Origin of the sequence: Bradyrhizobium sp. AZCC 1721, assembly GCF_036924715.1 — a bacterium.
GTDB lineage: Bacteria > Pseudomonadota > Alphaproteobacteria > Rhizobiales > Xanthobacteraceae > Bradyrhizobium.
Genome location: NZ_JAZHSB010000001.1, coordinates 1,867,387 through 1,881,594, shown reverse-complemented (window position 1 = coordinate 1,881,594; position 14,208 = coordinate 1,867,387). Strand labels below are relative to the sequence as shown.

Annotated in this window: 14 protein-coding genes; 11 read left to right on the top strand and 3 right to left on the bottom strand. The window is 62.9% G+C overall.

Annotation, left to right across the window (positions count from 1 at the left end):
- Window positions 1-188: 188 nt before the first annotated feature.
- From V1273_RS09155 to V1273_RS09115, 9 genes are all read left to right on the top strand, one after another.
- Window positions 189-920 (top strand): cytochrome c biogenesis CcdA family protein, encoded by a 732-nt coding sequence (locus V1273_RS09155; RefSeq protein ID WP_334367464.1) that lies wholly within the window; start codon window positions 189-191, stop codon window positions 918-920.
- Window positions 921-1,043: 123 nt separating this feature from the next.
- Window positions 1,044-1,508 (top strand): DoxX family protein, encoded by a 465-nt coding sequence (locus V1273_RS09150; RefSeq protein ID WP_334367463.1) that lies wholly within the window; start codon window positions 1,044-1,046, stop codon window positions 1,506-1,508.
- 90 nt (window positions 1,509-1,598) lie between these two features.
- The gene (locus V1273_RS09145) at window positions 1,599-3,383 is read left to right on the top strand and encodes a thioredoxin domain-containing protein (protein WP_334409347.1); all 1,785 of its coding nucleotides are present in this window, start codon (window positions 1,599-1,601) and stop codon (window positions 3,381-3,383) included.
- Window positions 3,384-3,769: 386 nt separating this feature from the next.
- Window positions 3,770-4,033 (top strand): BufA2 family periplasmic bufferin-type metallophore, encoded by a 264-nt coding sequence (gene bufA2 / locus V1273_RS09140; protein ID WP_176722064.1) that lies wholly within the window; start codon window positions 3,770-3,772, stop codon window positions 4,031-4,033.
- Between the two features lie 195 nt (window positions 4,034-4,228).
- The gene (gene bufA2 / locus V1273_RS09135; RefSeq protein WP_057846977.1) at window positions 4,229-4,486 is read left to right on the top strand and encodes a BufA2 family periplasmic bufferin-type metallophore; all 258 of its coding nucleotides are present in this window, start codon (window positions 4,229-4,231) and stop codon (window positions 4,484-4,486) included.
- Window positions 4,487-4,595: 109 nt separating this feature from the next.
- On the top strand, window positions 4,596-5,501 hold the full coding sequence (gene bufB, locus V1273_RS09130) for an MNIO family bufferin maturase (RefSeq protein WP_334409346.1): 906 nt from the start codon (window positions 4,596-4,598) through the stop codon (window positions 5,499-5,501).
- A complete protein-coding gene (locus tag V1273_RS09125; protein WP_334409345.1) occupies window positions 5,498-6,283 on the top strand; it encodes a DNA-binding domain-containing protein in 786 nt (261 codons plus the stop codon). Before bufB ends, V1273_RS09125 begins: the two co-directional genes overlap by 4 nt.
- Before the next feature lie 17 nt (window positions 6,284-6,300).
- Entirely contained in the window at window positions 6,301-7,089 is a 789-nt protein-coding gene (locus tag V1273_RS09120; RefSeq protein WP_334367457.1) for a creatininase family protein, read from the top strand.
- On the top strand, window positions 7,086-8,072 hold the full coding sequence (locus V1273_RS09115; RefSeq protein WP_334409344.1) for a hypothetical protein: 987 nt from the start codon (window positions 7,086-7,088) through the stop codon (window positions 8,070-8,072). The genes V1273_RS09120 and V1273_RS09115 overlap by 4 nt, the downstream gene beginning before the upstream one ends.
- A 66-nt stretch (window positions 8,073-8,138) precedes the next feature.
- On the opposite strand, the gene V1273_RS09110 is transcribed toward V1273_RS09115, so the two are convergent.
- Window positions 8,139-8,837, bottom strand: a complete 699-nt coding sequence (locus V1273_RS09110) for an outer membrane protein (RefSeq protein ID WP_334383410.1) — start codon at window positions 8,835-8,837, stop codon at window positions 8,139-8,141.
- A gap of 444 nt (window positions 8,838-9,281) precedes the next feature.
- Here V1273_RS09110 and V1273_RS09105 point away from each other — a divergent pair, with 444 nt between their 5' ends.
- Window positions 9,282-10,475 (top strand): lanthionine synthetase C family protein, encoded by a 1,194-nt coding sequence (locus V1273_RS09105; RefSeq protein ID WP_334409342.1) that lies wholly within the window; start codon window positions 9,282-9,284, stop codon window positions 10,473-10,475.
- Window positions 10,476-10,524: 49 nt separating this feature from the next.
- Here the strand turns inward: V1273_RS09105 and V1273_RS09100 are convergent, their stop codons facing one another.
- Entirely contained in the window at window positions 10,525-11,919 is a 1,395-nt protein-coding gene (locus tag V1273_RS09100) for an FAD-binding oxidoreductase (RefSeq protein WP_442894144.1), read from the bottom strand.
- Between the two features lie 105 nt (window positions 11,920-12,024).
- On the opposite strand from V1273_RS09100, the gene V1273_RS09095 reads away from it, so the two are divergent.
- The gene (locus tag V1273_RS09095; RefSeq protein ID WP_334409340.1) at window positions 12,025-12,549 is read left to right on the top strand and encodes a thioesterase family protein; all 525 of its coding nucleotides are present in this window, start codon (window positions 12,025-12,027) and stop codon (window positions 12,547-12,549) included.
- A gap of 8 nt (window positions 12,550-12,557) precedes the next feature.
- Here V1273_RS09095 and V1273_RS09090 read toward each other — a convergent pair whose 3' ends face one another.
- Window positions 12,558-14,093 carry a helix-turn-helix domain-containing protein gene (locus V1273_RS09090; RefSeq protein ID WP_334409339.1) on the bottom strand — a complete coding sequence of 512 codons (1,536 nt, stop codon included), beginning with the start codon at window positions 14,091-14,093 and terminating at the stop codon, window positions 12,558-12,560.
- Window positions 14,094-14,208 lie beyond the last annotated feature (115 nt).

Sequence of the window (14,208 nt, the reverse complement as noted above, 5' to 3'; positions counted from 1 at the left end):
CGATGATGGTCTGATTACCGCAATACGGGACCATACCAGCGTCTGTTTCGCCAGCGAGGCAATTTCGGCGCCCCGGACACGGCTCTGTGACCGCAGTTGAGCCGTAATGACGACGAAACTTATCGATTGCCTGTTCCGTACAAGCGAAGACGGCGCTATGCCTTGCGGCAATTCTCGAAGGTCATGCAATGCACGATGTTTCCATCCCGGCGGCCCTGATTGCCGGTCTCGTCAGCTTTCTGTCCCCCTGCGTGCTGCCCCTGGTGCCGCCCTATCTGATCTATCTCACCGGCGCGACCATCGAGCAGGTCGCCAATGCCGAGACGACGCAGGCATCAAAGCGCGCGGTGATGGCTTCGGCGCTGATGTTCGTGCTCGGCTTTTCCACCGTCTTCGTGGCGCTTGGCGCCAGCGCCTCGCTGATCGGCGGCCTGATCCGCGCCTGGTCGGCGGAGCTCTCGATCGTGGCCGGCATCGTGATCATCATCATGGGCCTGCACTTCCTCGGCCTGACCCGGATCGGACTGTTGATGCGCGAGGGGCGGATGCCGATGCCGAAACCGGTCGGCCTCTGGGGCGCCTATGCCATGGGGCTCGCCTTCGCCTTCGGCTGGACCCCCTGCATCGGCCCCATTCTGGCGGCGATCCTGTCGATTGCGGCCGCCGAGGCCACCGTGACCAAGGGCGCGGGCCTGCTCGCGGTCTATTCCGCCGGGCTCGGAATCCCGTTCCTGCTGGCAGCCTTCATGATCGAGCAGTTCTCCTCGCTGTTTGCGCGGATGAAGCGACACCTCGCCAAGGTCGAGCATGCCATGGGGATCCTGATGGTGATCACCGGCATCGGCTTCCTGACCGGCGCCGTCACCAACGTCAGCATTTGGCTGCTGGAGACTTTCCCCGCCTTGCAAAATTTCGGCTAAGGCCCCGTAACAAGCGGGCCGGCGCCAACGAAATTCCTGTCAGGACCAGACTGCGGCCACCGCGGCCGCGACGTAGCCGCAGGTCGCGGCTTCGCGTCGCCAAAATACTTGAAGGGGGTTCGCATGTATTCCGTCGTCAATCTGCTCATCCTGCTGCCCGCGCAGATCGCCTCGCATTTTTCGTGGGCCGGCCCCCTGATCATGCGGCTCATCGTCGGTTACACCTTCATGCTGGCCGGCTGGGGCAAGCTCAATCATCTGGCGCAGGTCACCGAAAACTTTATCGGCTGGGGCATTCCGTTTCCCAACATCCTCACCCCCTTTGTGGCGGGTGTCGAATTCTTCGGCGGTGCGATGCTGATCCTCGGCCTGTTCGCGCGAATCCCGGCCGCGATGCTGGCGGTGGTCATGGTCGTCGCCATCCAGTCGGCGAAATGGGGCGATGTCGACTCGCTGGAGACGCTGCTCGGTTTTGAGGAAGCTGCCTACTTCGCCGGCTTCATGTGGCTTGCGATTGCCGGCCCGGGCGCGGCTTCACTGGATCGGCTGCTGCTGAATGCCAGCGGTCAGCCCAAAGCTTCAACCTGACACTCACAATCCCGTGACATCGGCCAATGCTTGAGCCCTGATCTCGCTGGCTGCGTAGCTGGAGAAAACGCCACGCTTCCGGGAGCTACCATGAAATTCGTCCGCATTGCCGCCTTCGCACTTGCCGCGCTAGCGGCATCGCCGTCGTTTGCTTCGGACGGGCCCAAATGGAGCGACTGGAGCGACGATCTGTTCGCGCGCGCGCAGGCCGAACAGCGTTTCGTCATTCTCGATCTCGAGGCGGTGTGGTGCCACTGGTGCCACGTCATGGAGAAGACGACCTATGCCAATCCCGAGGTCAGGGAATTGCTCGCCGCGAAATATCTTCCGGTGCGGGTCGATCAGGACGCCAACCCCGATCTGTCGAGCCGCTATGGCGACTGGGGCTGGCCGGCGACCATCGTGTTCGGCCCCGACGGCACCGAGATCGCCAAGATCAGGGGATATATCGAGCCCGAGCGGATGCAGGCGCTGCTCAAGGCGATCATCGACGATCCCTCGCCCGGACCGTCAGTCGGCGAAGCCTTTGAGGTGAAGCCATCGACCTCCGCCTTCCTCGACAAGGAACAGCGCGCTGCGCTGACGACGAATGTCGATGAATCCTATGAGGAAAAACTCGGCGGCTGGGGCGAGAACCAGAAATACATCGACGCCGACAGCATAGACCTTGCGATCACCCGCGCCGAGTCCGGCGACGCCATGGCGGCCAAGCGCGCCCAGCAGACGCTCGATGCCGCCATCGCGCTGATCGATCCGGTCTGGGGCGGCGTGTACCAGTATTCCGAAGCGGGCTCCTGGACGCAGGCGCATTTCGAAAAGATCATGTCGTTCCAGGCGCAATATCTCCGGCAATACAGCCAGGCCTATGCGCTGTGGAAGGATCCGAAATATCTTGCCGCCGCACGCAACATCGAACGCTATCTCGCCGAGTTTCTCAAGAGCCCGAACGGCGCGTTCTATGTCAGCCAGGATGCCGATCTCGATCACGACACCGATGGGCACACATACTACGCGCTATCGGACGGCGAGCGACGCAAGCTTGGCATGCCGCGCATCGACAAGAATCTGTATGCGCGCGAAAACGGCTGGGCGATCTCGGGGCTTTCGGCCTACTACAACGTCACCAACGATCCGAAGATGCTGGTGACCGCAGAACGCGCGGCGAAATGGGTGATCGACAACCGCGCGCTCCCCGATGGCGGCTTCCGTCATGGCGAGAAGGATCGCGGCGGGCCATTCATCGGCGACACGCTGGCGATGGGCCATGCCTTTCTCGATCTCTATGCCGCCACGGGAAATCGCGACTGGCTCACCAGAGCCGCCAAGGCCGGCGAATTCGTCGCGACCTTCCATGATGAGGCCGGCGGCTTCGTGACCTCGAAGACGGCGGAAGGCAAAACCGGTGTGCTCGCCAAGCCCGCCAAGCTGATCGACGATCAGGTCGCGGTCGCCCGCTTCATGAACCTGCTCAACCGCTACTTCGGCAACGAGGCCTATCGCGAAGAGGCCACGCATGCGATGAGCTATCTCGCCAGCGCTTCGGCCGGGATGATGCGTCCCCTGCCCGGCGTTCTGCTCGCCGACGAAGAACTCGCGGTCGAGCCCACCCACGTGACAATCGTCGGACACAAGGACGACGCCCGCGCGAAAAACCTGCATGTGCTGGCTCGCGCGCTGCCGGCCCGCTACAAGCGACTGGAGTGGCTCGATCTGCGCGAGGGCAAGCTGCCCAACCCCGACGTCGAATATCCCGATCTCGGCGAACCGGCGGCGTTCGCCTGCAGCAACCGCATCTGCTCGTTTCCGTCCTTCAACGCCGAGGAGTTGCGGGCCACGGTCACGCAGATGGCGAAGCTGAAGCCTGTGCGGGGGTAGCTGGATCGAATTTCGTTGTGCAACGCAAACGACCGCCGATGCTTGCGCTAATCCCTTGAAGCGCCGCGCTTTCTGCGCGGCGCGCGCTTGCGGAGATCACTGCTGCACGCAAATGAAATACTCTCAAGCCGCCGGGGTTAGACATGGACGGGATGTTCAACCGCAAAAAAGAAAATTTTCTTTTGAAACTCTGTAACCAAATCGCCCCATCCCCCGTAGCTGGTTTCGGATGAGCACTCAAATCACGGAGACCTGACGTCCTCCGGCAAGCCACCGCGATCTGATTGCCATCCGTTCCTCCCCTGCGTCAGCGGGTCTGTGATCGAACGATCAACAGGTCTCATGGCGTCACTTTTTGTCTTCAAACAATCATCGAGGAGATCGTCATGAAGTTGAATTCGAAGTCCGGCGCGACGCTCGCCGCTGCCGCCGCCACCCTGTTCCTCGCCGGCTCGGTGGTGTCGACGGTATCGACGCCTGCGAACGCCGCCGCGGGCAAGTGCATGGCCGGCAATGCCTGCAAGGGCCAGAGCGCCTGCAAGGGCGCGGCCAACGCCTGCAAGGGCCAGAACGCCTGCAAGGGCCAAGGCTTCTCGGCGACCTCCGAGAAGGCTTGCGCCGCCATGGGAGCCAAGTTCGTCAAGGGTTGATCGTTCTGATCAGGTGCAACGAGGGCCCAGCGCGTGCCGGGCCCTCGTTGTTTCGACCCTGCGGCTGAATTAAAATCGGCCTCGCGTGTAACTAAATCCAGACCCGCGACGTAGCTATCTCCGGGTGCAGTTTGTCGGCCGGAACTGTCGCGGCTTGCGGGCGATGCACCCTCACACTTCCTTTGGAGGATACAAATGAAGATGACCTCGAAATCCGGCGCCACCCTCGCTGCCGCTGCAGCCACCCTGTTCCTGGCCGGCGCCACCGTGTCGACCGTGGCCTATGCCGCCGGCGAAGGTAAGTGCGTCGGCGCCAATGCCTGCAAGGGCCAGAGCGCTTGCAAGGGTGCCAGCAATGCCTGCAAGGGCCAGAACGCCTGCAAGGGGCAGGGCTTCTCGGCCATGACCAAGGAAAAGTGCGACGCCGCCAAGGGCAAGTATATGCCGTCTTAAGTCGCGGTCCGATCGAGGCCCGGTGTAGGCTGGGCCTCGCATCCATGCTAGGTTGACGGTGCAGTTTGGGACACGCCGCCGTTTGCGGCGCCGTTCGAGCGGAGACGAGATGAACGTCGCAAGCAGATTGCCAGATACTTCGGCGGCTGCGCTTGCAGACCGCTCAGTGACATCGGCCAAGCCGCCCTTCCTCGGCTTCGGCCTCGGCTTGCGCCACCAGCATTACGACGAAATCCTGAGCGGCAATCCGCCGATCGACTGGTTCGAGGTGATCAGCGAAAACTATATGCTGCCCGGCGGCCAGCCGCTGCGCACGCTGGACCGGATATGCGAACGCTACCCCGTGGTCATGCATGGCGTGTCGATGTCGATCGCCTCAACCGCCCCGCCGAACTTCGAATATCTGCAGGCTCTGAAGGATCTTGCCCGGCGCGTCGAGCCGAAATGGGTATCGGACCATCTGTGCTGGACCGGCGTGCACGGCAAGAACCTGCATGACCTGCTGCCGATCCCCTACACCAGGGAAGCGCTCGATCACGTCGTCAGCCGTGTCCAACTGGTGCAGGATTTTCTCGGCCGCGCCATCGTGCTCGAGAACGTCTCGACCTACGTGCAGTTCAGCAATTCCGAGATGACGGAATGGGAATTCCTCTCCGAGTTGTCGCGCCGCTCCGGATGCTGGCTCCTGTTCGACGTCAACAATGTCTATGTCAGCGCCTTCAACCACGGCTACGATCCCATGACTTTCCTCAACGGCATTCCGGCGGATCGCGTGGTGCAGTTTCACATGGCCGGCCACAGCCACATGGGCACCCATATCATCGACACCCACGACCATCCGGTGTGCGAGGATGTCTGGGATCTCTATGCCGCGGCGTTGAGGCGTTTTGGCCGGGTCTCGACCATGATCGAGCGCGACGATAACATCCCGCCGCTCGATGAATTGTTGCTTGAGGTTGTCAGGACTCGTGAGATGGCCGAAAAAATCTTGCCGAGGTGCACGCAGGCGGAATGAGCGATTTTGCGCGACAGCAAGCCGAGTTTCAGCGCGGCATCCTTGATGGCGACGATACGGTGCTGGCTGAAATCCTCGACAGCCCGCGCGAGAAGCGCGAAACGCTATTCGGGGTCTATCGCCATGCCTACGGTTCGCGGCTGGTCGAGGCAATGCGCAACGACCACGAACTGCTGCACCTTTATCTCGGCGACGAAATGTTCGACGAGATGGGGTACGCTTATGTCAAGGCGCGCCCGTCCGCGCATCCGAACCTGCGTTGGTTCTCGCAAGGCCTGCCGGAGTTTTTGAAATCGGCGAAGCCCTACTCGGACCATCCCGTACTGTCGGATCTGGCCGCGCTGGAAAAGGCACTCAACGACGCCTTCGACGCCGCGGAAAGCAAGGTGGTCGAACTGACCGACATGGCACGCTTTGCGCCCGAAGCATGGTCGGGCCTGAGGTTTCAGCCGCATCCCAGTGTCTTCAGGCTCGATCTTGCAACCAATGCGGCTGCGATCTGGCTCGCGCTCAAGAACGACGAAACGCCGCCGGACGCGACCGCACTGGAGCAGCCGGCGCATCTTCTGGTCTGGCGTCAGGACGTCACGCCGATGTTCCGCGAGCTTTCGGCGGAAGAGGCGATGATGTGGGATGAGGCCGCGAACGGCATTCCGTTCGGCGTGCTCTGCGAAATGCTCGCGACCTATGACGACCCCGACGGCGCGGCAGGCCGCGGCGCCGGCTATCTGCGCGGCTGGATCACGGCGGGACTTTTGACGGATGTTTCCGTCGGCTCATGAAGGGGAGCGCTCGGCGAATGGGAATAGACACCGATCGCCACTTCATCGAGCGCATGCACTGGGACGAAGTCGCGCGGCGCATCGGTAGTGGCGCGGTGGCGATATTGCCAATCGGCGCCGCCGCCAAGCAGCACGGCTTCCACCTCCCGCTCAACACCGACCGCATCCAGGCCGAATGGCTCGCGGCCAAGATGGCGGAAAAGATCGACGCGCTGATCTGGCCGACGCTGACGTACGGCCATTATCCCGCCTTCGTCGAATATGCCGGCAGCAGCAGCCTGTCGATTTCAACCTTCGAGGCGCTGGTGCGCGAGATTGCGGGGCAAATTCTCGCCGGCGGAATTCCAAAGCTGCTGGTGCTCAATACCGGGATCAGCACGTTAGCCCCGGTCGATCGCGCACTGGCGCGCCTCGACAGCGAGCGGATCAGGCATCTGTGGATCCATGAGGGTCCGCGCTATCCGCGCGTGGCGAGGCAATTGGCCGAACAGAGCCATGGCAGCCATGCGGATGAACTGGAAACGTCGCTGATGCTGGCGCTGGCACCGCATCTGGTCGATATGACGCGCGCCGAAGCCAGCCCCGCCCTGAACCAGGAGACGCCGGGCGCACTGACGCCGTCGGATCCGTATTCGCCAAACTACAGCCGCTCCGGCAGCTATGGCGATCCGACACGGGCGACGCCGGCCAAGGGCGAAGCCTTGCTCGCCGCCATGCTCGGCGATCTCCACGAACAGGCCGCTTCGTTCATTGCGCAACGCCCGGGCCACGACCGGTCGGTTGCGGTCCAGACCGTGCTGAGATGAAGGTCGCCAGCACCTTTCGCTGGATCGTTGCCGCCGCCGTCATCACCGCGATGCTGGCAAGCGCCATTTCGTTCCGCGCCGATGCGCAATCGGAATATATGCGCGACCGGATGCCCTACGACGCTTTCGACCGGCTGCCCAAAACTGATATCGAAGTGCCCGGCGGCATCATCCATGCCGCGTTCGCCCCGGGCGACTTCATGCTGCCCAGGGAAAAACTGCTCGACTGGATCAGGATGTCGGCTCGGGCCGTGACGACCTATTACGGGCGATTTCCCGTCAACTCGCTCCGGCTGCTCTTGGTGCCCGTCGATGGAGGCCGCATTCGCGGCGGCACGACGTGGGGCTATCGCGGCGCCGCCATTCGCATTCCGCTCGGCCGCGATTCAAGCGAGGATGTGCTGCGCCGCGACTGGGTGATGGTGCACGAGATGGTGCATACCGCCCTGCCCGACATGCCCGACCGCCACGCGTGGCTCTCGGAAGGATTGGCGGTCTATGTCGAGCCGGTCGCGCGGGTGCAGGCCGGAGACCTCAGCGCGCGGGAAATCTGGCAGGCGATGATGCGCGACATGCCGAAGGGCCTGCCGCAGGCCGGCGACCAGGGCCTCGACAACACCGGCACCTGGGGGCGGAAATATTGGGGCGGCGCGATGTTCTGCCTGCTCGCCGATATCGAAATCCGCAAGGCCACCAATAATCGCCTCGGCCTGCAGGACGCGATGCGCGGCGTGCTCGCCGCCGGCGGCAATCATGAGCAGGACTGGCCGATCGAGCGCATCCTTGCAACCGCCGACAAAGCCGTCGGCGTCGACGTGCTGACCCGGCTTCACAACGAGATGGGGCCGAAGCCGGTGACGCCCGATCTCGCGGCGCTGTGGCGCGACCTCGGATTGAGGCGGGTTGGCGAAGATCTCGAGTTCGACGACGCCGCGCCACTCGCAGCAATCCGCAAGGCGATCACCGCGCCGCGCGCACGATAAGACGCATGGAGAATCGCGACATGATGATCCGGCAGCCAACGCCGCCGGACCATCCTGAGCGAAGCATCAGAACCGATAACTGGCGCCCACGCGCACGAAGTGCATCTCGTTGCGGAATTCAGCCCGGGTGCGGTCCCGGCTCGACAGCGTGGCGCTGCCGTAATCGGCATAGAGATATTCACCGCGCGCGACCAGATGCTTGGTGAAAGCATACTCGATGCCCACGCCTGCTATCAGCCCTGCCTTGACCTGCTCGTCCCAGATCGCCTGCTCCAGCGTGTCACACCCTCTCTGAACCGTATAGCGATATCCGTTGCTGATGCTGGCCACGCCGACACCGACCGCACCAAAGGCCAGCAGGCGGTCGAACGCGTAGCCGGCGCGCAGGCGAGCGGAGCCGAACGCGCCGAATCTCGATAGCAACGCACTGTCGCCAAAGACGATTTCGTCCTGTGACGAAGTGGACTTGCCCCAATCGAATTCGGCGCCGATGACAAAGCGGCTGGCGAATTGATAATTGTAGCCGCCGTAAACGCCGACGGCGAAGCCGCTCGCCTGTCCCTCCGCATGGCGGCACGCACCGTTTCGGCAGTAATCGGCGGCCCACGCCGCATACGCACCGCCGCCGTAAACGCCCGCATAGAATCCGGTCCAGTTGTAGTGAGGCGACGGCAGGTCCGGAATACGGATTTCGGCAGCCTTCGCCGCCGAACCTGCCAGTAAAAAGCCACACGCGGCAACGATCCCCCAGGAAATAAAACGCATTAACGCACCTCATCACGCACGACACACGCAACACATGTTGCGGGAACAAGCTGAAGAGGTCAGTTCGGGCGCGACAATGTTTAAGTCTGGCGGCGCCGTGTTGAAACGAGGCTATGTTTGGAACCAAACTGCGACGGCCGCCACAATGTACAATCTTTGATTGAATAACGTCGTTGCAAGCCTTCGTCCGCCACCGGCGGTTTCAATGCAGCCTCGGAGCGCTTAGTTCGTGAACTCATAGATCGGGCGCTTGGATCAGCGTCCGCCTGATGTCCGCTTACCAGAGGCGGACATTGACGCATCATTGCTGCGCCGCGTCGAACTATTTCGGGCGGGCAGTTGGTTTGCCGCGCGGCACGCTTTTAGATAGCTTTCGTTCAATCGTGCGATCCTTACTTGCATCATCTGAAGTACAGATGGACACCGCCCAGGAGCCCCTACGCCATGATTACCCCCGGACGTCATCGTCCGCTTGCCCAGGACGACTGGAATGAATCGGCTGTTCGGGTCACGATTGAAGAAATTGCGGCCGATGCGGTCGCCCATTTCAATCCCGACACCTTCTGGCCGGCTCACCCGAGTGACGACGGGGTGGGAGATGGCGACCCCAGCTTCTACAAGGACGCGGCAGGGGTCATTTGGGCACTAGATTACTTACATCGCATAGGGGCTACCCGCGTCGCGGGAGACTTTCGCTCTGTGCTGCCAAAGCTGATTGAACGGACAATCATTGACCACGAAGCCAGTTCGCCGACCGATTATGAGAAGCATGGCTCGCTGCTTCGCGGCGACATGGGTGCGGCACTTCTCGCAATGCGCCTTGAGCCAACATCGAGCCTCGCCGACCTGGTTTATAGGCGCGCCGAAGCAAATAATGGACTGCCAATCCGAGAACTCATGTGGGGTATGCCCGGATCGATGGTAGCCGCAATCCACATGGGCGAGATGACGGAGGAATCGCGATGGCGCGGCCTCTTCGAAGTGCAGGCAGCGCGGCTGTTGGCCGAACTGGAGGACACGCCGCAAGGTCCACTTTGGACGCAGGATCTTTACGGTGCCAAAGATCGCTTTCTCGGGCCCGTTCACGGCTTCGCCGGCAACGTTATCCCGTTATTGCTCGGATGGGATTGGTTGACGGCGGCGCAGCAAGCGCACGTAGCCGAATTTGTGCCGAAGTCGCTTGAAGCGAATGCGTGGCAGTACGAAGTTGGAACAACATGGGGCCCGAGAAGCAAGCGCGAGAAGCGGCTTTTCATATGTCAGCACTGTCACGGTGCGCCGGGAATGGTGACGACTTTTGCTGACGCGCCTTTCACTACGCCGCAATTTGACGCGCTCCTGCTGGATGGCGGGCGCTTTGCCTGGGCCGCCGGACCGCTAACAAAGGGCTCGAACCTTTGCCACGGTACGGGTGGAAATGGCTACGCATTCCTCAAGCTGTACCGACGTACAAATGACCCCATTTGGCTCGACCGCGCGCGCCAGTTCGCCATGACTGCCATCGTCCAGTATCGCGGCGCTCAGATGGTTGCTGGCCGCGGTCGGTATTCGCTTTGGACCGGCGACATCGGTCTTGCAATCTACCTTTGGGATTGCATCACAGGGGATGCTCGGTTCCCGACTATCGATGTGTTCTGACTCTAGCGACCTGAGACCGCTTTGGGTCAGGTGGTAACGACTCCGCGTCCTACCCCACCGGCACGATCTTACCGGGATTGAAAATGTTCTGCGGATCGAGCGCCTGCTTCAGCGCGCGCATGGCGTCGATCGCCTCGGGGCCGAGCTCGGCCTTGAGGTATTTCTGCTTGCCCTGCCCGATGCCGTGCTCGCCGGTGCAGGTGCCGCCCATCGACTGCGCGCGTTCGACCAGGCGATGCATGAACTCCTCGCCGCGCGCCATTTCTTCCTTGTTGTCGACGTCGCAAACCAGCGAACAGTGGAAGTTGCCGTCGCCGACATGGCCGACGATCGGCGACAGCAGGTTCAGCCGTTTCAGGTCCTCCTCGGTCTCGGTAACGCAATCCGCAAGCCGTGAAATCGGCACGCAGACGTCGGTCGCCACCACGCCCGCGCCGGGCCGCAGCGCCTTGACCGACCAATAGGCGTCATGCCGCGCCTGCCAAAGTTTTGTGCGGTCCTCGGGCTTGGTCGTCCAGGTGAAATCCCCGCCGCCGCATTCCTTGGCGATTTCGCCGAAATTCCTGGACTGTTCGGCGACCTCGACCTCGCTGCCGTGGAATTCCAGTAGCAGCAGCGGCGTCTCCGGCAGGGTCAGCTTGGAATAGGCGTTGCAGGCGCGCACCTGCTCGGCGTTGAGCAGCTCGATCCGCGCCAACGGAATGCCCGTCTGGATGGCCAGGATCGTGGCCTGGCAGGCGCCGCGCACCGTCTCGAACGAGCAGGCAGCGGCCGCGATCGTCTCGGGAATGCCGCGGAGCTTGATGGTGAGCTCAGAGATGATGCCAAGCGTACCCTCGGCACCGACGAACAGATGCGTCAGGTCGTAGCCAGCTGCGGATTTCTTCGCCCGCGTGCCCGTCGTGATGATCTCGCCGTCGCCGCGCACCACTTTCAGCGCCAGCACGTTCTCGCGCATGGTGCCGTAGCGCACCGCATTGGTGCCGGACGCCCGCGTCGCGGTCATGCCGCCGAGCGAAGCATCGGCGCCCGGATCGATCGGAAAGAACAATCCCTGGTCGCGCAGGTGCTCGTTCAGCGCCTTGCGGGTGACGCCAGGCTGGATCACGCAGTCCAGATCCTCCGCATGAACTTCAAGAATCCGGTTCATGTCGCGCAGATCGATGCAGATGCCGCCGGCCGGCGCATTGACCTGGCCTTCCAGCGAGGTGCCGGTTCCGAAAGCGATCACGGGCACGCCGTGTTTAGCGCAGATCCGCACCACGTCCTGAATGTCGGCGGTTTCCTGCGCCATCACCACCGCGTCGGGCGGCTGGGTCGGCAGCCAGGTGGTGGTATGGGCATGCTGTTCGCGCACCGCCTGCGAGGTGATCAGCCGGTTGCCGAACCGCGCCGCCAGCGCCTCCACGGCGCTTGCCAAAGCCTGCGGTTCCGGCCGCTTCATACTACCCGATATCGTCGTCGCCACGCCAATTCCTCCCGAATTTGAGCGGACCGTGGCAAAGGATATAAATGGGGTCAAGATAGCGAAACGACAAAGGGATGGATGATGACGACCGCTGCCGCCGCCGGGGAAAAACTGAAAGATATACCGCTGCCGCCGGCCCCGTTTCTGTCCTCGGTGATGCAGATCGAGCCGCAATGGATCGACTATAACGGCCATCTCAACATGGCCTATTACAACGTGATGATGGATCGGGCCATCGACGAAATGTGGCTGCAGCTCGGGATCGGGCCGGCCTACATGAAGGAGCGTCACTGCTCGACCTTCACCGCCGAAGCTCACGTGCGCTACGTCAGAGAAATTCACCTCGGCGATCCCGTTCAGATTTCAGTTTATCTGTTGGGTGCCGACGAGAAGCGGTTGCACACGTTCGAGGAATTGCGCCACGCGACCGAAGGCTGGCTTTCCGCGACTTCGGAAAACATGACGCTGCATATGGACATGCAGCAGCGGAAGGTTGCGCCCTTCCCGCCCGACATTCGCGCGCGCATCCGGGCGGTGACGGATTCGCATGCCGCCGTGCCGCGGCCCGACGGGATCGGCCGCAAGGTCGCGATGCCTGACAGATAGCGGCCCATTCAGACCGGCAGTCCGGCCTCCTGCAGCGCGCCGAGGACCAGATCGCACTGGCTTGGCGGCAGCGGCGGCATGCCGCGCTGGACTTCCGTTACCGTGAGATCGGGGTAGTGCTGGCGCAGCGCGCCAAGGCTGCGGCGGGCCTGCGGCGCCTGTCCGGCGAGCACATAGGCCGGGCACAGCGTTCGATGCACCCAGCTCGCCGAGGGATGTTCGACCAATGCGCGCTCCTGCCAAACCGCACCTTCGGCGTATTGACCGGCGGTGAAAAGCGCACAGCCGATCCCGACCATGCTGTTGAAGGCCAGGGGATCGTGGGGCGCGAGATCAAGCGCGATCTTGAAGCGCTCGACCGCCGATTGCGGATCGCCCTTGTAGACATCGATCCACCCGCTGCGGCTCCAAGCCCAGGCGGATCCGCCGTCCATCGCAAGCGCCTTGCGCGTAACGAGATCGGCGACATCGAACTCATTGAGCAGCGACAGCGCGTTGCCGAGTATCGCCAGCACAGTCGCATCGCCGCGCAACGCCCTTGCCTTATGCGCCAGTTCGAGACTTCGGGCGCGCTCTTGCAGCGGCGCATGGGTGAAGTGATAGACCACGCGCTGGACATGCGCCCAGGCCGCCAGCGCGATGGCAAGCGGATGGTTTGGGTCCTGATCCATCGCGCGATCGAGCAATTCCAGCGCGCGGGCATTGCCGTTGGCGTCGAGCGAGAGAACGCCCGGCATCGCCCGTAGCGCCAGATCCTGGGCACCGAGGCAATTCGTCGGCTTGCGCAGCGCGCGATCGATTTCGGCCAGCCGCAAACATGGCTGCAGCGCCGCCGCGATCCTGGCTGCGAGATGTTCCGTCGTTGACGTTTCGCCGCGCAGGACGCCATCGGCGCGATGCGCCCAGAGCTGGCCGCCGGTTTCGGTGTCGATCAGCCTGATCGTCAGGTGTGTCTGCGTACCCGATCCCCTGATGGCACCGCCCAAATGATAGGGCGCGGCCATCGAGCGCGCCGCGACCGCGATCCCGGCCCGGGTCAATGCGGTGACGAGATCATTGGCGATGTCAGCCGCGACGACCAGATTTTCCGTTGCCGCCTCGATCGGGCCCAACGCAACCGCCGGCCGGTCCCGCGCCGGCAAGAACAGCGAGGGCGTCGCACCGAGCGCGTCGGTGAGCACCTCCTGCCGCTTCAGCGTCTGCGACGGCGTTTCGCCATAGCGGCGGCGATACTCGATTGAAAACCGCCCGAAATGCGGAAAGCCGCAGCGCAGCGCCACGTCCATGATCTTGAGATCAGGCGTACCCTGCAACAGCTCGCGACGGGCGCGTTCGAGCCCGATCTCGCGAAGCGCGGCACGCGGGGTCTTGCCGACAAAGCTAAGGAACTGCCGCTGCAGGGTTCTGCCGGATACGCCGCCGATCGCGGCAAGCTCCGTCAGCCGCCAACTGCGGCCGACATTGCCACGCATGGCGTCCAGCGCGCGCCTGACGCCGCGCGGCAGCACCGATGTCGCCGGTAAAGCGGTCTGGCGAGCAATCATCCGCAACTCCGAAGGCCCTGGTGGTTGAGTCCTGGGAACAGCGGAAAGGTTCACGTTCCGGATAGCCATGTCGCGAACTGGATAGGCATCCGGCGGGCCCGAAGTCTAAGCCGGC

Coding starts and splice junctions, on each gene's coding strand:
- V1273_RS09110 (WP_334383410.1), bottom strand. CDS start 8,837: ATGCGTTTTATTTCCTGGGGGATCGTTGCCGCGTGTGGCTTTTTACTG.
- V1273_RS09115 (WP_334409344.1), top strand. CDS start 7,086: ATGAAGGTCGCCAGCACCTTTCGCTGGATCGTTGCCGCCGCCGTCATC.
- bufB (WP_334409346.1), top strand. CDS start 4,596: ATGAACGTCGCAAGCAGATTGCCAGATACTTCGGCGGCTGCGCTTGCA.
- V1273_RS09150 (WP_334367463.1), top strand. CDS start 1,044: ATGTATTCCGTCGTCAATCTGCTCATCCTGCTGCCCGCGCAGATCGCC.
- bufA2 (WP_176722064.1), top strand. CDS start 3,770: ATGAAGTTGAATTCGAAGTCCGGCGCGACGCTCGCCGCTGCCGCCGCC.
- V1273_RS09105 (WP_334409342.1), top strand. CDS start 9,282: ATGATTACCCCCGGACGTCATCGTCCGCTTGCCCAGGACGACTGGAAT.
- bufA2 (WP_057846977.1), top strand. CDS start 4,229: ATGAAGATGACCTCGAAATCCGGCGCCACCCTCGCTGCCGCTGCAGCC.
- V1273_RS09155 (WP_334367464.1), top strand. CDS start 189: ATGCACGATGTTTCCATCCCGGCGGCCCTGATTGCCGGTCTCGTCAGC.
- V1273_RS09125 (WP_334409345.1), top strand. CDS start 5,498: ATGAGCGATTTTGCGCGACAGCAAGCCGAGTTTCAGCGCGGCATCCTT.
- V1273_RS09145 (WP_334409347.1), top strand. CDS start 1,599: ATGAAATTCGTCCGCATTGCCGCCTTCGCACTTGCCGCGCTAGCGGCA.
- V1273_RS09120 (WP_334367457.1), top strand. CDS start 6,301: ATGGGAATAGACACCGATCGCCACTTCATCGAGCGCATGCACTGGGAC.
- V1273_RS09095 (WP_334409340.1), top strand. CDS start 12,025: ATGACGACCGCTGCCGCCGCCGGGGAAAAACTGAAAGATATACCGCTG.
- V1273_RS09100 (WP_442894144.1), bottom strand. CDS start 11,919: ATGAAGCGGCCGGAACCGCAGGCTTTGGCAAGCGCCGTGGAGGCGCTG.
- V1273_RS09090 (WP_334409339.1), bottom strand. CDS start 14,093: ATGATTGCTCGCCAGACCGCTTTACCGGCGACATCGGTGCTGCCGCGC.